This window comes from Pseudoglutamicibacter albus, from assembly GCF_022346425.1.
GTDB classification, from domain to species: Bacteria; Actinomycetota; Actinomycetes; order Actinomycetales; family Micrococcaceae; genus Pseudoglutamicibacter; species Pseudoglutamicibacter albus.
This window is the reverse complement of the sequence record NZ_JAKRCW010000001.1, coordinates 1-18576: the sequence shown is the minus strand read 5'-3', so window position 1 is coordinate 18576 and position 18576 is coordinate 1. Positions and strand designations below refer to the sequence as shown.

The following is an 18576-nucleotide window of genomic DNA, read 5'->3' as shown; positions in this document are numbered from 1 at the left end:
TTTCGCCGCCGCTACTGCACGCTCGTAGCTCCGCGGCGTGGTTTAGCCGAAGCGGCCGGACACGTAATCCTCGGTGTCTTTCTGCTGTGGGTTGTTGAAGATCGTCGAGGTGTCGTTGTATTCGATGAGCTCGCCTGGCTTGCCGGTGCCTGCGATGTTGAAGAACGCGGTCTTGTCAGAGACGCGGGCTGCCTGCTGCATGTTGTGGGTCACGATCACCACGGTGAAGGTGTCCTTGAGCTCGTTGATGAGGTCCTCGACGGCGAGCGTGGAGATCGGGTCGAGCGCGGAGCACGGCTCGTCCATCAGGATCACGGACGGCTGGACTGCGATAGTGCGGGCGATGCACAGACGCTGCTGCTGACCACCGGAGAGACCGGAACCTGGCTTATCCAGGCGGTCCTTGACCTCGTTCCACAGGTTCGCGCCGCGCAGCGACTTCTCGACAATCTCCTCACGGTCGGAGGAAGAGAGGCGCTTGCCGTTGAGTTTGAACCCGGCGAGGACGTTGTCCTGGATGGACATGGTCGGGAACGGGTTGGGGCGCTGGAAAACCATGCCGACCTCGGTGCGGACACGCACTGGGTCAACACCTGAACCGTAGATGTTGTCGCCATCGAGTAGCACCTTGCCCTTGACGTGTGCACCCGGGATGACCTCGTGCATACGGTTCAAAGTCCGTAGGAAGGTGGTTTTACCGCAACCGGATGGGCCGATGAACGCGGTAACGGAACAAGGGTCAATCGTCATGTTGACGTCTTTTACCGCGTGCGTGCTGCCGTAGTAGACGTTGAGGTCTGAGACGTCGATGCGCTTTGCCATAGTTTTTATTTCCTTCACTTTGACCTGGTGGTCAGTGGTTGGTGTGACCTGTGGTCAGTGGTCTATGAGAGCTCGTGTGTGGGGTGGCTGGCGTGTTCCGTACCACCCGGTTCCTTTAGCGGCCGGCCTGCTTCGGTGCGAACATCTTAGCGATGATGCGTGCCAGCAGGTTCAGCAGCATCACGATGATGATCAGGACAAGCGCTGCACCCCATGCGCGTAGGGTCGATGCGTCTTGCGCGGCTGGTGCTGCCGGGTAGTTCAGCTGGCGGTAGATGAAGACCGGTAGCGCCATCATCCAGTCCTTGAACAGGTTGAAGTTCACGACTGATGCGGTACCTGCGGTCACCAGGATCGGTGCGGTTTCACCGATGACGCGTGCGATAGCGATGGTGACGCCGGATGCGATACCGGATAGCGCGGTTGGGAGGACAACCTTCATGATGGTGCGCCACTTGCGTACGCCGAGTGCCGCTGACGCTTCGCGCAGCTCGTTCGGGACAACGCGCAGCATTTCTTCGGTTGAGCGGACCACAACCGGGATCATGAGCACTGACAAACCGATCGCTGCAGAGAAACCGATCAGCTGGGAGCCTGGCCGCATCTGGAACAGGTCGAGCATCACGTAGGCGGAGATACCGGCCGCGAACAGACCCGCGACGATTGATGGGATACCGGTCATGACGTCAACGAAGAAGCGGATGACCTTAGAGAGCCAGTTGTCGCGTGCGTATTCGACGAGGTAGATCGAGGTCAGCAGACCGATCGGCACGGAGATCACGGTGGCTGCGAGGGTGATGAGCAACGTACCGATGAGTGCGTGCTTGATACCGCCGATGAGCGGGCCGCCTTCGCGGGCGTGCTGGATGTCGGCGATCGCGATCTGTCCTTGCATGTCGGATGCGAAGAACCCTGGCGCGACGATCGCTTTGGAGCCGTTGGCGACAACGGTCCAGATGACTGAGACGAGTGGGACCAGCGCGATGAGGAACGCGCCGACGATGAGGTTGCGGGCTAGCGTGTTGGCCGCTTGGCGGCGGTTGGCTACCAGCAGGGTTGCAACGTAGTCGACGATCAGGAAGATGATCGCGGAGACGCAGAGCCAGCCTGCGATGTTGAAGCCGATGAGCGCTACGATGGCGGCGCCGAGGATCAGCGAGATGACGCCGATGAGTGGCTCGCCCCATCGTGGCATTTGTCCGGAGGTGAGGCGGCTACGGCCGTGGCGACGTTCCCCCTCTGGTGTGGTTTTGGTGCGCTGTTCGGTCGCGTTCACTGGTTTTACCTCAGACTTTTGGGAGCTGTGTTCGTGATTCGGGCGGGTCATGTTAGTTAGCTCCGTCGAATTCTTTGTGACGGGACACGATCCACCGTGCGATCAGGTTCACGATGAGGGTGATGATGAAGAGGACCAGGCCGGCCGCGATGAGTTCGTTGGCGCGTAGGCCGGAGGACTCTGGGAAGTGCAGGGCGATGTCTGCCGGGATGGTGGAGTTACCGGAACCGATGAGGTTGATGGTAAGGCCACCTGCGGAGAGCACCATTGCGACTGCCATGGTTTCGCCGAGGGCGCGGCCGAGGCCGAGCATGATTGCGGAGACGACGCCGGCGCGGGCGAATGGGAAGACTGCCATGCGGATCATTTCCCAACGGGTTGCGCCGAGTGCCAGCGCTGCTTCTTCGTGAAGTTTAGGGGTTTGGACGAAGATTTCGCGGGAGAGCGCGGTGATGATCGGCAGGATCATCACCGCGAGCACGACCGATGCGGTCATGAGTGTTCGGCCGGTCTGGGATGGGTCACCGAAGATCGGGATGAATCCGAGGTTGTCGTGCAGCCAGTTGAAGATCCCGACCATCGCTGGGCCGAGCACGGCCATGCCCCATGCACCGTAGACGACCGATGGGATCGCTGCGAGAAGGTCGATCACATAGCCGACCGTTTTCGCCATGCGGCGGGGCGCGAAGTGGGAAATGAACAATGCAACACCAACTGCGACTGGTGTTGCTAGGAGCAATGCGATGCCGGCGGCGATGAGGGTACCGATCGCTAGCGGCAGGACGTAGTTGAGGAAGCCCTTGCCGCCTGTGATGTCTGCTGGGTCTGCAGTCAGCGCCGGAATGGACTGGGTGACCAGGAAGACCGAGACGAAGACGAGGATGACAAGGATGATGATGCCGGCTACCAAGGCGGTGCCGGAGAATACTTTGTCTCCGACTCGGCCTTTCGCCTTTTCATCGAGCGGGCCACTCTTTGGTGCCAGCGATGGGGAAGTCACGAGATTGCTCCTGTGCGGGTGAATCCAGTGGGATGTGGGGGCTTAGATGCGTGGTCGGGCGGCCGGCATTCAAGCCGGCCGCCCGTCACAGGTATGCGTTACTCGGCGACCTTGATGGCGTCGATTGCCTTTTCGGCGTCCTTACGCATTGCTTCGGTCATTGGTGCGGAGCCAGCAGCTGCCTGGGCAGCGTTCTGGCCGTCTTCGCTGACCACGTAGTGGCCCCATGCCTGGACCATGTCCACGGTCGACTGATCCTTATAGGTGGAGCAGTAGATGTGGTAGGAGACGAGGACGAGTGGGTAGGTGCCCTCTTCGGTGGAGGTGCGGTTGATGCGCACAGCCATGTCGTTCTCGTTCTTGCTTTCAACGCGGTCCGAGATTTCAACAGACTTAGCTGCTGCTTCTTCCTCTGGGGCCTGGAAGTTCTCGCCGACCTTGATCTTCGCAAGGGTCAGGTCGCCAGCTGCGGATTTGTCGGCGTAGCCGATAGCGCCGTTGCTCTTCTGGACAACACCAACCAGTGCGGAGGTGCCCTGTGCCGCTTCGCCGCCGAGGTCGGATGGCCACTCTTCGACGTTACCTGCTGGCCAAGCGTCCTTAGCGTTCTCAGCGAGGTAATCGGTGAAGTTGTCGGTGGTACCGGACTTGTCAGCGCGGTGCACTGGGATGATCTTGGTGTCTGGAAGGTCAACACCCTCGTTGAGTGCGGCGATCGCTGGGTCGTTCCAGGTGGTGATGTCCTCAGCGAAGATCTTCGCCAGCGTCTCGGCATCGAGGTTGATCTCGTCAACGCCCTCGAGGTTCACGACGATCGCGATTGGGGAAATGTATGCAGGGATGTTGATTGCGCCCTCTGGGCCGCACATCTTCTCTGCGTCAGCAACTTCTTCTTCCTTGATGGAAGCGTCGGAGCCTGCGAAGGAAGCCTGGCCGGAGAGGAATGCCTTACGGCCAGCACCGGAACCAGCTGGGTTGTACTGGACGTTGAGGTCCTTCTGGGATTCCTTCAGACCAGCGGTCCATGCGCCAATAGCGGATTCCTGCGAGGAAGCGCCAGCACCGGAAAGGGTGCCGGAAACCTGCTTGGCGTCGCCGTTGCCGGAGTCTTTGTCCGAGGAGCCGGAAGTGTTGTTTGCCTGGCCACATGCGGTGAGGCCCAGGGCCGCGATGGACAGGATTGCAGCCGTACGGCCGAAGTGCTTAATCTGCACGGTCTTTCTCTTTCATTCCTGGGGAGGCGAGTGCCGCGGTTTTGCGGCGACGCTCTAGACGCTAACCACGCAAGGTAACGGAACCTGTGGCCTTATGTGAACAACAGGTGAACTATTTGGGGTGGTGTAAGAATGGAGGATAGATATTGATCACATTGGGTGTAAGGAGGTGCGCGGGATGAGCACACGCAGCAAGCGGAAGCTACCCCGCGCATCGAGCGCAGCCATGCGCCACCTCAAGGCCCGCCTCAAAGGTGGCCTCCGCCGGGTACAGATCTCCATGACCCGGATCATCTTCGCGACAGTCGGGTCAGTGTTCTCTTTCTGGTTCGCAGAAAAAGTGCTCGGCCACCAACAACCGATCTTCGCCGCAACCAGCGCCCTCATCGTGCTCGGCTTCGCGACATCGTCCCACTTGCGCAGAACCCTTGAGGTCGCGCTCGGGTGCACGCTCGGCATCGTGTTAGGCGACGTGCTGATGACGCTGTTGGGCAGGGGCGTATGGCAGGCCGCGATCGTCGTGTTCCTCTCCCTCGTGCTTGCACGCTTCCTTGACCCCGGCGTGATCTTCGCAACCCAACTCGGCGTCCAATCCCTGCTGGTTGTGCTGCTACCCATCCCCTACGGCGGCCCGTTCACCAGATCCATCGACGCGATCATCGGCGGCACCGTGGGCCTACTCTTGATGCTGATGTGGCCACGCGACCCACGGCGAGCGCCAGCGGCGAAACTTTCGGGCCTGCTGCGGGAGGTCAGTCAGTGTTTCCGTGAGTTGGGTGAAGCGCTTGAGCGTTCAGATTCGCAGGCCGCGTGGCACACGCTGGTGCGGGTGCGTAACGCTAGCACGCTGGTTGATCAGGCGCGGCAAGAGATCAAGACCTCCAACGATTACGCGAAGTTGAGTGTTTTGGGGCGGCGGCACCGTCATGAGTTGAGTGATCAGGAGCAGCTTTTGGAGGTTGCTGACCTGATTCTGCGTGGGCTCAACGTGGTGGCTCGGCGTGCCGCGGGGCTTTTGAACACCTTGGCGCCCGATGCGGAACAACGGGAACGCTTACACACTCTGTTTGAGGGGTTCGCTGATGCGATGAACGCTTTGGCGAACTCGGCAGCGGAGACCTCAACGGGGTCTGCGAACATGATGCGGCGCCGTGCCCGCTCGATCATGGAGGAGGTCGTGGGCGACTTGGATGCGGCCTCGTGGCGTGCCGAGACCATGCAGTTGACCACGCTGATTATGCTGTTGCGGCCTACTGCCGTGGATATTCTGCACGCAACCGGAGTCCCGCGCGACGCCGCATCGGAATACCTGCCCCGCATCTAGCGTGCGTTGTTGCGGCGGGGTTGCTGCTGTGGCGGGATGCTTTGGCGGAGCGGGCCTGCGTGAACAAAGTGTCAGGGTATCTGCGTAGGGTTGGGGCATGAGTTCTTCTGGGAAAAAGGCGTCCCGAAAGTCGAGTGAGTTTCGGTGCCAGGAGTGCGGGTGGGCGACCATCAAGTGGGTTGGTCGTTGCCCTGAGTGCGGGACGTGGGGATCTGTTGAAGAAGTTGGCCCTGAGCTGGGTCAGCTGACTCAGGTGCGTTCAGCGGCTAAGCCGGCTCAGAAAATCGCTGACATCGATTCGCAGCCGGCGGTGCATCGGGCTACTGGCGTGGGTGAATTCGACCGGGTCTTAGGTGGAGGCTTGGTTCCAGGCGCGGTGATTCTGCTCGCCGGGGAGCCTGGCGTGGGTAAGTCGACCCTGTTGATCGATGCGGCGGCACGGTCTGCCCGTTCTGGTTTGAAGGTCCTCTATATCTCGGGTGAAGAGTCCGCCGCGCAAGTGAAGTTGAGGGCTGAGCGTATCGGAGCCATCTCGGATGATCTGTATCTAACCTCGGAAACAGACCTGGGGACCGCGTTGGGCCAGGTTGAACAGATTGAGCCGGACTTGTTGATCGTGGATTCGGTTCAAACCCTGGCATCTGCCGAGGTTTCCGGTTCAGCGGGCGGGGTCTCACAGGTGCGTGAAGTCGCGTCCGCGTTGATCGGTACCGCTAAAACTAAAGGCATCACCACAATCGTTGTGGGGCACGTGACCAAGGAAGGCACCATCGCCGGGCCGCGTCTACTTGAGCACCTGGTGGATGTGGTGTGTCAGTTTGAAGGCGAGAAACACTCACGCCTGCGGCTTCTACGCGCGGTCAAGAACAGGTACGGCCCCACCGATGAGGTCGGCTGCTTCGACCTGACTGACTCCGGTATCGAGGGGCTAGCCGATCCGTCCGGGCTGTTTCGTACACGCACCATCCAACCCGTTGCCGGCACGTGCCTCACCGTGACCGTTGAAGGCCGCCGCCCACTCATCGCTGAAGTCCAGGCGCTAGTGACGGCGGCGACCACGCCGTCACCGCGTCGTAGTACAACCGGCCTCGATTCTTCCCGGGTTTCGATGCTGCTAGCTATCTTGGAATCCCGAGCAGGGCTCGCCTTAGGCCAGACAGATTGCTTCGTAGCAACCGTGGGCGGTGTCCGGTTGACTGAGCCCGCGATCGACCTTGCGGCGTGCCTCGCCGTGGCCTCGGCGGTAGCGAACCACCCTCTGGACCAACGCATGATCGTGTTCGGTGAAGTCGGTCTTGCAGGCGAGGTGCGTGCGGTACAGGATGTTAACCGGCGCATCGCTGAAGCGCACCGTTTGGGGTATCAGCGAGCGATCGTCCCCACCTCCCCCAACGGGCCCGGGAAAATCCCTGACGGAATGGAAGTCAGGACCGTAACGAGCCTCGCGGAAGCTCTACATTTAGCAGGTTTCACACCGGCCGGCTCATCCTAAATGAGGCCCCATCCGCCGGCGAGCGCTTCTAGAATAAAGATGAATGTTCGTGCGCGCTCCGCTGGCTCGGGGCTGCGCATCGCGATGTGAAAGGTACCCAACCCACGTGACGCCTCGTTATTCAGAACATGTGCGAGCCGAGCACTACCGGGCCGATGACCTTCGGCCTGAGCAGGCTGAGGCTCTGCGGCAGACGATGATCAGGCTCGCGCCCGGCACTGAGTTGCGCGACGGGCTTGAACGGATTGTGCGCGGTCGCACCGGCGCGCTCATCGTGCTGGGTTTCGACCGCGGGCTTGAGCAACTGATCACTGGCGGGTTCCCGATCGATATTGAGTTCTCTCCGACTAGGCTGCGGGAGCTTGCCAAGATGGATGGCGCGATCATCGTCTCCCGGGATGTCACCCGCATCTTGCATGCCGGAATCCACCTGGTTCCTGACCCGACTATTCCCGCGACGGAGACCGGAACCCGACACCGCACGGCAGAGCAGACTTCGGTTCAGACCGGCTATCCGGTGATCGCGGTATCGCAGTCGATGAACACCATCACCATCTATGTTGATGGGCAGCGTCACCAGCTTGAGGGTTCTGAGACGATTCTTGCGCGGGCAACGCAGGCGCTTTCGACCCTGGAGCGGTATAAGGCACGCCTGGTTGAGGTGACGAACGCGTTATCGAATCAGGAGATCGAGAACGTTGTCACGGTGCGCGATGTCGCGATGGTGCTCCAGCGGCTTGAGATGGTGCGCCGTATTTCAGAGGAGATCCGTGACGACATCCTTGAACTGGGTGTTAACGGGCGGCTCGTTGATTTGCACCTTGAAGAGCTCAGCACGGGCGCTGGGCCGTCGCTTTCGGTTGTTTTGCGGGACTACGCGAACGCGGCACGCCGTGCCGGTATCGGTGAGACGCTTGTGGACATCAACCAGGTAGAGCAACAACTTGCTGCCATGGACTCTCCACACCTGGTGGACCTTGGGCAGATCGCGATGCTTTTGGGTTTCCCGGAGGGCGCCTCGGATCTTGACCGTCATGTTGAACCGCGCGGTTTCCGGCTGCTGTCCGGTATTACTTCGCTGCCTCAGCATCTTGTGGAGCGGGTGGTTCAGCGTTTCGATGGCCTGCAGGAGCTCATGGCCGCGAACGTCGATGAGCTACAAGAGATTGAAGGGGTCGGCGAAAGCCGCGCCCGCAGCGTACGCGAGGGGCTCAGCCGTTTCGCTGAAGACAGTCTGTTGGAGCGCTACCGCTGACCCTGCCGGCAGGTGGGGGCTGGCGCGGTGGCTACTTCAGCAGGAACGCGGCCGGTTCGGATTCGTTGGAGCCTAGGCTGACTTTGAGTTTGTAGGTACCTGGTAGCGGTTTTGCGGAAATCGGTTGACATTCCGGCAGGGACCGTTCTCTGTTCCACGTGAAACGGGCGTTTTCCTCTTTGCCTTTTTCAAGCTTGAGCTTGATGTCTTCTGCGTCTTTTTGGCAGTCGCGGGTCGAATAGATCCGGTCGGAGCCGGAGGTCACTACGAACTCTTGTTGGCTGGTGCCGACGTTCATGGTGCAGGGGACGTCACCGGTGTTTTTGATTTTGAGGATCAGTACGGGGTTTTCACCCGCGCCATAGGATTTCTTGTCGGTTGCTGCGCTGACTTTGATGTCGCCGTCCGCGCATTCTTGACTGCCGTCGGGCCGAGGGCTGGGCCGCCCCTCCCCCTCTTTCTCATCTTTAGCATCACCAGTGCTCTTATTATCTTCGGCATCACCAGTGTTCTTATCTTTAGCATCGCCAGTGCTGCTATTTTCTTCGCCCGACTGTTTCGAGCCTTCCGCGGCTTGCTGCTGCTGGCTTTGTTCTTGCGCTTGGGTTTTGCCTCCACCGAAGACTCCGGAAACCCATTTAACGACACTCACGATGCCCAAGGTTATTAAAGTGAGGAGGATCAGCAGAATAATCAGTGCCACAATACGGCGACGTCGATACGTGGCTGCAGACGGTTTCTGGTTCTCGGTGGCCATGCCTCCAGGATAATCGGCTAACCATCCCTGACGAGCTAGCCGCCGTATGATGACACACGTGTCCATCCAGAACCCAGTCCCCACAACGCCCTCCGCCAGCGTGGTCCGCGCACGCGTCAACGAATGGTTCCAAGCCCACGGCCGTGACCTTCCGTGGCGCCGTCCTGAGGCGAGCCCCTGGAGCATCCTCGTTTCGGAGATCATGTTGCAGCAGACCCCGGTGGTGCGGGTTCAGCCGGTGTGGGAGGAGTGGATGCGACGCTGGCCTACCCCGCATGATCTCGCGGCTGAGCCCGCCGGTGAGGTCCTGCGCGCTTGGGGTCGCTTAGGCTATCCGCGCCGTGCGTTGCGTTTACATGCTTGTGCACAGGCGATCGTCACGGAGCACGCTGGCGTGGTTCCCCGCGATCTTCCGACCCTGCTTTCTCTGCCCGGTATCGGCGAGTACACGGCCGCGGCGGTCGCGTGTTTCGCATACCAGGTCCCGGCGACCGTGGTTGATACGAATATTCGCCGGGTTGTGGGTCGCGCTTTTCACGCTAAGGCGCTGCCGGGGCCTTCGATGACTCGGGCGCAGTATCGTGAGGCTCAAGCATTGATGCCGGCTCACCCGAATGAGGCGGGGGATGCGGCGGATGCGTCGTTCACGTCTGCGGAGGTCGCTGAGGCGAATACGTGGAATGCGGCCTCGATGGAGTTGGGTGCGCTGGTGTGCACGGCCCGGGATCCGCGGTGTGGTGAGTGCCCCGTGGAGTCTGTGTGTGCGTGGGTTGCTGCAGGGAAGCCGGCAGCGGATTACGTTCCGCGTGGGCAGGCGTGGCATGGGACGGACCGACAGGTGCGTGGCCGGATGATGGCGGTTTTACGGGAGTCCGATGGCCCGGTTCCGTACGGTGTGCTCGTTACGCGTGATGGTGCGGAAGGGGCCGCGCAGGAAGTCGCGGAGGCGCATTTGCGTTCTGCTTTGGCTCAGTTAGCTTTGCTTGGTGCCGACGATGCGCAGCGGGCTTCGTGCGCCCGCGGACTTATTGAGGATGGGCTGGCGGTGCTGACTACTTACGGTGAGGTGTCACTTCCCGGCTAGGTGGCTTCCGGCGGCGACCGCTGAGAGCGTGGATATATGCCCCGCACCCCTCAATTCCGGCACCGCTCAACTCCAGCTCAATTCCCGCGCAGCTCAGCCCTGACGCACCTTAATTTTGGCTCATGAGCGGGGTGATTCGTTCTTCGACGTCTTTGAGCGAGGTGATCATGCGGGTGTTGCCGAGGGTGTTTTGTTTGACGCGTGCGAGGTCTAGGAACTCGGCGACGCCGTCGTCGGGTGAGCGCAGGAGTTCTTGGAACACCTCGGGGGCTACGGCGTCTTGTTGGTCCATAACTTCGAATCCGTGTTTTTTGAAGAAATCGACTTCGAATGTGAGGCAGAAGACCCGGTGGATGCCGAGGTCTCTGGCGTCTTGGAGTAGGTGTTCCAGCAGCATTGCGCCGCATCCGCGTCCGGCGGCGTCTGGGTGGACGGCGAGTGTTCGGATTTCGCCGATGTCTTCCCACATGACGTGGAAGGCTCCGCAACCGATGATGCGCCCGTCGGCGTCTTCGGCGACCCTGAATTCTTGTAAGGATTCGTAGTAGGCGACGGCTTCTTTTTCCAGCAGGATCCGCTGTTCGGCGTATGGGCGTACGAGGTCTCGGATGAATTTCACGTCTTGTGAGCGCGCTGGCCGGACGGTGATCGCGTTGGGGTTGTGTGTTGCTGGGGTTGCCATGGTGTCCATCGTAGTTTGGTGGCCTCAATATAAAGGCCTGTTAAGGCTGCGCTCAGTTATGACTGGGCCGTATTATGACTAGGCCCTGTTAAGACTATGCCCTGTTAACTGACTGAGCTGTGCCCCCTTCCCTCACGGGACGCGGGGCACAGCTCACTCATGCGTTCGATGCGCTAGGTGCCTGGCCTGTAGGCGTGGCGGCCGGTGCCTGCCTCACCGGAGCCTGACTCGCCGGTGCCATCCTCACCCTGGCCATTTGCGCCGGCGCCTGACTCGCCAGTACCCGAGCCTGACTCGCCTGAACCCGAACCTGTCTCGTCCGAACCTGAACCGGTCTCTTCCGAGCCGGTTGGTTCGGTGGAGCCGGCGAGGATCGCGGCTGGGGTTGGTTTGCCTTCGAGCTGGTCTGGCCCGTCGACTGCGGTGAAGGTCAGCTTGCGAGCGTCGTCTTCGCCTTCGACGTCTACAACAACGGTCTGGCCTGGCAGCAGGTCTCCGAAGAGGATCTTCTCGGACAGTGGGTCTTCGACGTCGCGTTGGATGGTGCGACGTAGTGGGCGGGCGCCCATCGCTGGGTCGAAGCCGCGGTCTGCGAGCAGGTCGCGTGCAGGTTGCGTGACGGACAGCGAGATCGAACGTTCGACGAGCCGTTCGGCAAGCCGGTTGGTGAACAGGTCCACGATCTGGACGATCTCGCTGTGCTGCAGCTGCGGGAAGACTACGATGTCGTCAACACGGTTGAGGAACTCTGGCCGGAAGTGCTGGCGTAGCTCTTCCTGGACTTTGGCCTGCATGCGTTCGTAACCGGTTTGGACGTCGGTGGTGGATTGGAAGCCGGTCATCACGCCCTTGGAGATGTCCCGGGTACCGAGGTTGGTGGTCATGATGATGATCGTGTTCTTGAAGTCGACCACGCGGCCTTGCGAATCGGTCAGGCGGCCGTCTTCGAGGATCTGCAGTAGCGAGTTGAACAGATCAGCGTGGGCCTTTTCAACCTCGTCGAACAGCACGATCGAGAACGGGCGGCGGCGTACCTTTTCGGTCAGCTGACCGCCTTCTTCGTACCCGACGTAGCCCGGAGGCGCACCGAACAGGCGGGAAACGGTGTGCTTCTCTGCGTATTCGGACATGTCGAGGGTGATGAGGGCGTCCTCGTCACCGAACATGAACTCGGCGAGCGCTTTAGCGAGCTCGGTCTTACCTACACCGGTTGGGCCTGCGAAGATGAACGAGCCGCCTGGACGGTTCGGGTCTTTGAGGCCGGCGCGTGTGCGGCGGATCGAGCGGGCGATCGACTTGATCGCTTCGTCCTGGCCGATGACGCGCTTGTGCAGTTCCTCTTCCATGTTGAGTAGTCGCGTGGACTCTTCTTCGGTGAGTTGCACAACCGGGATGCCGGTCGAGGAAGCCAAGACTTCGGCGATGACCTCTGGGGTGACCTCAGAGATTTCGTCGAGGTCGCCGTTCTTCCATGCGGCTTCCTTTTCTTGGCGCTCGGTGATCAGGCGCTGCTCTTCGTCGCGGAGCTTGGCCGCTCCTTCGAAGTCTTGGGCGTCGATCGCGGATTCTTTTTCGCGACGGATTTCCGCGATTTTCTGGTCCATCTCTTTGAGCTCTGGCGGGGCGGTCATGCGCTGGATGCGCAGGCGGGCGCCGGCTTCGTCGATGAGGTCGACGGCCTTGTCCGGCAGGAAGCGGTCGGAGATGTAGCGGTGGGCGAGCTGGGCTGCGGACTGCAGCGCTTCGTCGGTGATGGATACGCGGTGGTGTGCCTCGTATTTATCGCGTAGGCCGCGCAGGATTTCGACGGTGAGCTCGACCGATGGTTCCGGTACCTGGATCGGCTGGAAGCGGCGTTCCAGTGCCGCGTCTTTTTCGATGTGTTTGCGGTATTCATCGAGCGTGGTTGCGCCGATGGTCTGGAGTTCACCGCGGGCGAGCATCGGCTTGAGGATGCTCGCGGCATCGATCGCGCCTTCGGCGGCGCCGGCACCGACGAGGGTGTGGATTTCGTCGATGAACAGGATGATGTCGCCGCGGGTGCGGATCTCTTTGAGGACCTTCTTGAGGCGTTCTTCGAAGTCACCGCGGTAGCGGGAGCCAGCCACGAGGGAACCCAGGTCAAGCGTGTAGAGGTGCTTGTCTTTGAGGGTCTCTGGCACATCGCCGCGCACGATCGCTTGCGCGAGCCCCTCAACGACCGCGGTCTTACCGACGCCTGGCTCACCTATGAGCACGGGGTTGTTTTTGGTGCGGCGAGATAGAACTTGCATGACGCGTTCCATCTCGTGTTCGCGCCCGATGACGGGGTCGAGTTTGTTCTCGCGTGCTGCGGCGGTGAGGTTGCGACCGAACTGGTCGAGGACGGCGGAACCGGACGGGGTTCCGTCTTTCTGGTCGCGGGAGCCGCCGCCGGCTCCGGCTGGTTCCTTGGAGGAGTGGTAGCCGGAGATGAGTTGGATGACTTCTTGGCGTACGGCTTGTGGGTCGGCGCCGAGGCTTTCGAGTACCTGGGCTGCGGTGCCTTCGCCTTCACGGATGAGGCCGAGCAGGATGTGTTCGGTGCCGATGTAGTTGTGGCCCAGTTGGAGGGCTTCACGTAGGGAAAGTTCGAGGACTTTCTTGGCGCGCGGGGTGAAGGGGATGTGTCCCGTTGGCGCTTGCGAGCCTTGACCGATGGCTTCCTGGACCTGTTCGCGTGCCGCTCCGAGTGACACGTTGAGGGATTCCAGGGCTTTTGCTGCTACGCCTTCACCTTCGTGGATGAGGCCGAGCAGGATATGTTCGGTGCCGATGTAGGTGTGGTTGAGCATGCGCGCCTCTTCTTGGGCGAGCACCACAACACGACGGGCACGGTCCGTGAAACGTTCGAACATGCGCACACTCCTTTAATGACTTATTTCCGATGCTACGCATCGAAAGCAGTCGATTGGTCTGTGTTCACCATCAGGTGAACAGTTTGTGACCGTGTACGCAGATAGCAGAAGTCTGTGCCTTGGCTTCGAAGTCTGTGGACGCCTTAGCTGCGGTGTGCTTCGCGGTATTTCACGATGATCTCGTGGCTGAGGCGTCCGCGGTCGGAGACGTCGTAGCCTTTTTCTTTGGCCCATGCGCGGATGCGCGCTGCTTCATCGGATGAGTGCGGCGCGGAGCGGCGGCCGGCTTTGATGTAGGGGCGTAAGAATTCCCGGAGCTTGTTGAGGTTGTCTTGGGAAAGGTCGATTTCGTAGTGCATGCCTTCGAGGCCGAAATAAACCGTCGATTCTGCTGGCGTGCCGTCGATATCGTCGATCAGCGTGACTTGAACTTGGCGTGCCATAAATACTTCTCCACTCATTATTGAGTTCGCTTAAATTGAAAGGTCATCAAAATAAGCTTCGAATAAAAATACTACGCTACGCCGTTGAGGGTGTCAGATATTTTCTGACGGGTTTTCGCTATTTTTGGTTCTTAGCAGCCATTTCGGATTCGATTTCTTTCATCCGCTTCTCAACGGCGTCTTCGAACCGCGCGTCCGTGAGCTCTTTGCCCTTAGCTGCGGCTTCACGCTCGCGGCGGTCGGCGTTGACAATCGAGCGCATAACCCACCAGAAAATAAGGGCGAGGGTAATGGTCGGCAACAGTACTGAAACGTATGGGTAAATAGCGTCCCAGATTTCGGCCATGGCTATGCCTCCGGTTTCAGCAGCGGGAAGAGGATGGTCTCGCGGATGCCTACGTTGGTGAACAGCATGACGAGGCGGTCCACACCCAGGCCGGTGCCGCCCATCGGTGGCGCACCGTATTCGAGTGCACGCAGGAAGTCTTCATCGAGCTGCATCGCTTCGGGGTCGCCACCTGCGGCGAGCTCGGACTGATGCGTGAGGCGTTCCCGCTGGATCACCGGGTCGATCAGTTCGGAGAACGCGGTGCCGCGCTCCATACCTCCGATGATGAGGTCCCACGCTTCGATGACACCGTCCTTGGAGCGGTGCTGGCGCGCGAGCGGCTGGGCTGCCGGCGGGTAGTCGTAGACGAACGTCGGGTTGATCAGGGTTGGTTCGACGATCTCCCCGAACAGCTCGATCACAGCGTTCTGCTCATCCCAGTTCTCATCCCAGGCCACATCCTTTTCAGCAGCGACTTCCTTCAACACGTCGATGCCGGTTTCTGGGGTGATCTCGCGGCCCACAGCTTCAGATAGCGCCGGGTAGACGCTCACCCAAGCCCATTCACCGGAAAGATCGATCGTGGTGCCGTTTGGTCCGGGGATCTGTAGGCCGCAACCGATTTCCTCGGCGGCGGCGAGAATGATCTCCTTGAGGCGTGCGGCCATCACGAACTGATCCGCGTACGCCTCATAGAACTCGAGTGTCGTGAACTCAGGCGAGTGGGTCGAATCCACACCTTCGTTGCGGAAGATACGGCCCATCTCATAGACGCGGTTCACCCCACCCACCACGGTGCGCTTGAGGTACAGCTCGGTCGCGATACGCAACGTCATGTCCTGATCGAACGCGTTCAGGTGCGTCTCGAACGGACGCGCCGCGGCGCCGCCGTGGATGAGTTGCAACATCGGCGTTTCGACTTCCACATAGCCGTGGGAATCGAGTACGCGGCGGATCGCGCGGGTGACTGCGGCCCGCTTATAGATCATCTGGCGCGCTTCTTCACGCACGATGAGGTCTGCGTAACGCTGACGTACGCGGGTTTCTTCGTTGAGGTCAGCGTGCAAAACAGGCAACGGACGTAGCGCCTTGGAGGCCATCTGCCACCGCTGAGCCATGATGGACAGTTCCCCGCGGCGGGATGAGATCACGCGTCCTTCAAAGAACACGTGGTCGCCAAGGTCAACGAGGTGCTTGAAGTCTTCAAGCGCTTCCTGACCGACCTCCGCGAGCGAAATCATGACCTGCAACTGCACGGTCGAGCCGTCTTCGCCGCCCTCTTGGAGGGTAGCGAAGCAGAGCTTACCCGTGTTGCGCTGGTACACAACGCGCCCCACGACACCAACCACATCGTCGGTTTCTTCACCGCTTGCAAGATGCGCCCAGTATTCGCGCACGGTCGCCAGTGAATGGGTGCGGCGGACCCCTACCGGGTACGCCGGCTTACCGGAGTCAAGGATTTCCTGACGCTTGGCCAGGCGCACGGCGCGCTGGTCACGGTTGTCAACGGTCGATGTCGTTTCAGAAGAGTTAGCGTTGGCAGTCACGCCCACCATTCTAGCTGGCACCTCTGCGCTAGATAGAACTCAAAGCGCTGTATAGAACCCAGTCGCTGACCGTAACTCAAGGCGGGCGTGAGTCTGCCGGCTAACTGGCTACCAGATGCTGACGCGTTCTTCGGGTGCCAGCCACATTCCATCACCTTCCTTGGTGCCGAACGCTTCGTGGAAGGCGTCCACGTTGCGGGCGGTCTGGTTGGCCCGGAACTCGGTTGGTGAGTGCGGGTCGGTCGAGACCATGGTGACCATGGACTCTGGGCGGGTGAGGCTCGCCCACACCCTTGCCCACGATGTGAAGAAGCGTTGGTTGCCGCTGAGCCCATCGGTCTCTTCCCCAGGGTCGCGGCCGGTCGCTTTCATTTCGGCAAGATAAGCCTTATGGGCGATTCCGAGCCCGCCGAGGTCGCCGATGTTCTCACCGAGGGTCAGCTCGCCGTTGACGGTGTGCTCCGGCGCTTCTGGCGGGACGAGTGCCCCGTATTGTTCAACCAGGTTCTTGGTGCGGGCTTCGAAGGCGTTGCGGTCGTCTTCGGTCCACCAGTCGGTGAGGGTTCCGTCGCCGTCGAAGCGGGAGCCTTGATCGTCAAAGCCGTGCCCGATTTCGTGGCCGATCACCGCGCCGATCGCACCGAAGTTGGTTGCGTCATCGCCGTTGAGGTCGAAGAACGGTGGCCGCAGGATCGCTGCAGGGAACGCGATTTCGTTGAGCAACGGGTGGTAGTAGGCGTTGACGGTCTGCGGGTACATGAACCACAGTTCACGGTTCACGCCGTCCTCGATTTTCTTCAGTTCTCGCTTGAGCGTGGATTGGGCGATCGCGGCGACGTTGCCCGCCAGGTTTTCAGGGTCGACCTCGAGGGTGCTGTAGTCGATCCATTCGCTCGGGTAGCCGATCTTGGTGCGGAATTTCTCGAGCTTGATGAGTGCTCGCTTCTGGGTGTCTTCACCCATCCAGTCCAGCCCGGTGATCGAGGTGCGGTATGCCTCAATCAGACGGTCGACAAGATGGTCCATCCGTTCTTTCGCTGCCGGCGGGAAGTGTTCGGCCACGAAGATCTGACCGATGTCCTCACCAACGCCGGATTCGACGAACGCTACGCCGCGTTTCCAGCGTTCGCGCTGTTCGGTGGCCCCGCCGAGGGTGTGGGAGTAGAAGGACCAGTTTTCGGTCACGACGTCTTTATTGAGGTACGGGGCGCGTGCGCGCATCACGTTGAACGCGAGCAGATCCTTCCATGCCTCAAGGGGTTGTTCGGTGAGCTCTTTGTTGAGCCCTTCGAGGAAACTTGGCTGCCACACGTCTACAACGGACCAGTATTTTTCTGAGATGCGTGAGCCGTCAAACCAGTTCCGCAACAGCGGGGCCAGCTCGAGCAGTTCGTCGCTGTTCATCTTGTTGTAGCGGGCTTGGGCGTCGCGGGTTTTCACGATGTCCCAGTGGTGCTTGGCGATCGCTGTTTCAAGATCGAAGATGCGGATAGCGGTACCTGCTGGGTCTGGGTATGCGAAGAGGGTCAGCATCCGTTCGATGTGGGCGCGGTAGGCCTCGCGGATGTCCTGGTAGGCGTCTTCGCGGTAGTAGGCCTCGTCTGGTAGGCCGATGCCGCCTTGGAGGATCGTGAAGAGGTTTACATCTGTGTCTTTGGCGTCGTTGGAGGCTCCGATGCTGAAGAACGCCTCGATCCCAACGGTCGCGAACTCTCCTGCGAGCTTCATAAGGTGTTCGACGTCGTGGACGTTGTCGATTTTCTCCAGCAGGTCGCCCACGGGGCTGGTTCCGAGCGCTTCGATACGTTCTTCGTCCATGAAGGAGTCCCATAGGCCAGCGATGCGGGCGTCGCGCGCGGCTTCTTCGTCGCTGCTATCGGCAGTGTTGCCGCCGTTGCTTTCGGCGGTATTGCTACTGCCGTTGTTGGCTTGGCGTTGATGGTGGCGTGCTACAGCTTCTTCGATAATGTTCCGCACGTCTGCTTCTGCGCGGTCGCGTAGTTCGTGGAAGACACCGTAAGCTCCGCGATCTGAGGGGATCTCGTTGCTGGTGAGCCATTCGTGGTTGACCCAACGGTACAGGTCGTCTTGCGGACGCGGCACGTCGGTGGCTTCGATGTGAGTGTTAGCTGTAGCGGTCATGTATATAACGCTACCGGGCACCGCGCACGGGCTCCAAAGTGCAGCGGTGGGCTGTGGATGATGTGTTGGTGTTTGCGTGGTTGTGTTTGTGCGATTGGTTAAAAAGAAAAGTGACAGGAGAAGGACCGAAAGGGGCTATCGGTCGCGAGCCGGTGGTGGTGGGGTGGCTCAAGCGGAACCGATAATCGGTCTCTTCTCCTGTCACGTTCGTGAAGTGTGTTCGGCGGTGTCCTACTCTCCCACAACCTCCCGGTTGCAGTACCATCGGCGCTGTGGGGCTTAGCTTCCGGGTTCGGGATGGGACCGGGCGTTTCCCCCACGCTATAACCGCCGT

Annotated in this window: 15 protein-coding genes and 1 rRNA gene; 4 read left to right on the top strand and 12 right to left on the bottom strand. The window is 60.4% G+C overall.

Features of this window, described 5'->3' with window-relative positions:
• Positions 1-42: 42 nt before the first annotated feature.
• The 4 genes from pstB to MHJ63_RS00065 all read right to left on the bottom strand — a co-directional run bounded on the left by pstB (position 43) and on the right by MHJ63_RS00065 (position 4312).
• Positions 43-822: a phosphate ABC transporter ATP-binding protein PstB gene (pstB, locus tag MHJ63_RS00080; RefSeq protein ID WP_035757300.1), complete on the bottom strand. Its 780-nt coding sequence runs from the start codon at positions 820-822 to the stop codon at positions 43-45.
• Positions 823-937: 115 nt separating this feature from the next.
• Positions 938-2017, bottom strand: a complete 1080-nt coding sequence (pstA, locus tag MHJ63_RS00075) for a phosphate ABC transporter permease PstA (protein WP_052048627.1) — start codon at positions 2015-2017, stop codon at positions 938-940.
• Between the two features lie 133 nt (positions 2018-2150).
• Complete coding sequence (pstC, locus tag MHJ63_RS00070) at positions 2151-3098, bottom strand: phosphate ABC transporter permease subunit PstC (protein ID WP_083285333.1); 948 nt, start codon at positions 3096-3098, stop codon at positions 2151-2153.
• 98 nt (positions 3099-3196) lie between these two features.
• Positions 3197-4312, bottom strand: coding sequence for a phosphate ABC transporter substrate-binding protein PstS (locus tag MHJ63_RS00065; protein WP_035757297.1), 1116 nt, complete (start codon positions 4310-4312; stop codon positions 3197-3199).
• A gap of 178 nt (positions 4313-4490) precedes the next feature.
• On the opposite strand from MHJ63_RS00065, the gene MHJ63_RS00060 reads away from it, so the two are divergent.
• From MHJ63_RS00060 to disA, 3 genes are all read left to right on the top strand, one after another.
• Positions 4491-5636 carry an FUSC family protein gene (locus MHJ63_RS00060; protein ID WP_035757294.1) on the top strand — a complete coding sequence of 382 codons (1146 nt, stop codon included), beginning with the start codon at positions 4491-4493 and terminating at the stop codon, positions 5634-5636.
• Positions 5637-5733: 97 nt separating this feature from the next.
• The gene (radA, locus tag MHJ63_RS00055) at positions 5734-7128 is read left to right on the top strand and encodes a DNA repair protein RadA (protein WP_035757291.1); all 1395 of its coding nucleotides are present in this window, start codon (positions 5734-5736) and stop codon (positions 7126-7128) included.
• 130 nt (positions 7129-7258) lie between these two features.
• Positions 7259-8383, top strand: a complete 1125-nt coding sequence (gene disA / locus MHJ63_RS00050; RefSeq protein WP_269634101.1) for a DNA integrity scanning diadenylate cyclase DisA — start codon at positions 7259-7261, stop codon at positions 8381-8383.
• Between the two features lie 31 nt (positions 8384-8414).
• Here the strand turns inward: disA and MHJ63_RS00045 are convergent, their stop codons facing one another.
• The gene (locus MHJ63_RS00045) at positions 8415-9140 is read right to left on the bottom strand and encodes a DUF4834 family protein (protein WP_239445761.1); all 726 of its coding nucleotides are present in this window, start codon (positions 9138-9140) and stop codon (positions 8415-8417) included.
• 49 nt (positions 9141-9189) lie between these two features.
• Here MHJ63_RS00045 and MHJ63_RS00040 point away from each other — a divergent pair, with 49 nt between their 5' ends.
• The gene (locus tag MHJ63_RS00040; RefSeq protein WP_239445944.1) at positions 9190-10224 is read left to right on the top strand and encodes an HhH-GPD family protein; all 1035 of its coding nucleotides are present in this window, start codon (positions 9190-9192) and stop codon (positions 10222-10224) included.
• A gap of 109 nt (positions 10225-10333) precedes the next feature.
• On the opposite strand, the gene MHJ63_RS00035 is transcribed toward MHJ63_RS00040, so the two are convergent.
• The 7 genes from MHJ63_RS00035 to rrf all read right to left on the bottom strand — a co-directional run bounded on the left by MHJ63_RS00035 (position 10334) and on the right by rrf (position 18575).
• On the bottom strand, positions 10334-10906 hold the full coding sequence (locus tag MHJ63_RS00035) for an amino-acid N-acetyltransferase (RefSeq protein ID WP_052048623.1): 573 nt from the start codon (positions 10904-10906) through the stop codon (positions 10334-10336).
• Between the two features lie 173 nt (positions 10907-11079).
• Positions 11080-13782, bottom strand: coding sequence for an ATP-dependent Clp protease ATP-binding subunit (locus MHJ63_RS00030; RefSeq protein ID WP_239445760.1), 2703 nt, complete (start codon positions 13780-13782; stop codon positions 11080-11082).
• 143 nt (positions 13783-13925) lie between these two features.
• Complete coding sequence (locus MHJ63_RS00025; protein ID WP_035757283.1) at positions 13926-14225, bottom strand: histone-like nucleoid-structuring protein Lsr2; 300 nt, start codon at positions 14223-14225, stop codon at positions 13926-13928.
• Positions 14226-14343: 118 nt separating this feature from the next.
• Positions 14344-14571, bottom strand: coding sequence for a hypothetical protein (locus MHJ63_RS00020; protein WP_070490856.1), 228 nt, complete (start codon positions 14569-14571; stop codon positions 14344-14346).
• A gap of 2 nt (positions 14572-14573) precedes the next feature.
• On the bottom strand, positions 14574-16109 hold the full coding sequence (lysS, locus tag MHJ63_RS00015; RefSeq protein WP_239445759.1) for a lysine--tRNA ligase: 1536 nt from the start codon (positions 16107-16109) through the stop codon (positions 14574-14576).
• Positions 16110-16208: 99 nt separating this feature from the next.
• Entirely contained in the window at positions 16209-18242 is a 2034-nt protein-coding gene (locus MHJ63_RS00010; RefSeq protein ID WP_035757275.1) for a M13 family metallopeptidase, read from the bottom strand.
• Positions 18243-18460: 218 nt separating this feature from the next.
• Positions 18461-18575, bottom strand: a 5S ribosomal RNA gene (gene rrf, locus MHJ63_RS00005).
• Position 18576 lies beyond the last annotated feature (1 nt).

What these genes read in the sequence shown, in the direction of transcription:
- MHJ63_RS00035 (WP_052048623.1), bottom strand. Translation starts at nt 10,906, where the DNA reads ATGGCAACCCCAGCAACACACAACCCCAACGCGATCACCGTCCGGCCA.
- MHJ63_RS00040 (WP_239445944.1), top strand. Translation starts at nt 9,190, where the DNA reads ATGACACACGTGTCCATCCAGAACCCAGTCCCCACAACGCCCTCCGCC.
- pstA (WP_052048627.1), bottom strand. Translation starts at nt 2,017, where the DNA reads ATGCCACGATGGGGCGAGCCACTCATCGGCGTCATCTCGCTGATCCTC.
- MHJ63_RS00020 (WP_070490856.1), bottom strand. Translation starts at nt 14,571, where the DNA reads ATGGCCGAAATCTGGGACGCTATTTACCCATACGTTTCAGTACTGTTG.
- radA (WP_035757291.1), top strand. Translation starts at nt 5,734, where the DNA reads ATGAGTTCTTCTGGGAAAAAGGCGTCCCGAAAGTCGAGTGAGTTTCGG.
- MHJ63_RS00060 (WP_035757294.1), top strand. Translation starts at nt 4,491, where the DNA reads ATGAGCACACGCAGCAAGCGGAAGCTACCCCGCGCATCGAGCGCAGCC.
- MHJ63_RS00025 (WP_035757283.1), bottom strand. Translation starts at nt 14,225, where the DNA reads ATGGCACGCCAAGTTCAAGTCACGCTGATCGACGATATCGACGGCACG.
- pstB (WP_035757300.1), bottom strand. Translation starts at nt 822, where the DNA reads ATGGCAAAGCGCATCGACGTCTCAGACCTCAACGTCTACTACGGCAGC.
- MHJ63_RS00045 (WP_239445761.1), bottom strand. Translation starts at nt 9,140, where the DNA reads ATGGCCACCGAGAACCAGAAACCGTCTGCAGCCACGTATCGACGTCGC.
- MHJ63_RS00010 (WP_035757275.1), bottom strand. Translation starts at nt 18,242, where the DNA reads ATGACCGCTACAGCTAACACTCACATCGAAGCCACCGACGTGCCGCGT.
- lysS (WP_239445759.1), bottom strand. Translation starts at nt 16,109, where the DNA reads ATGGTGGGCGTGACTGCCAACGCTAACTCTTCTGAAACGACATCGACC.
- MHJ63_RS00030 (WP_239445760.1), bottom strand. Translation starts at nt 13,782, where the DNA reads ATGTTCGAACGTTTCACGGACCGTGCCCGTCGTGTTGTGGTGCTCGCC.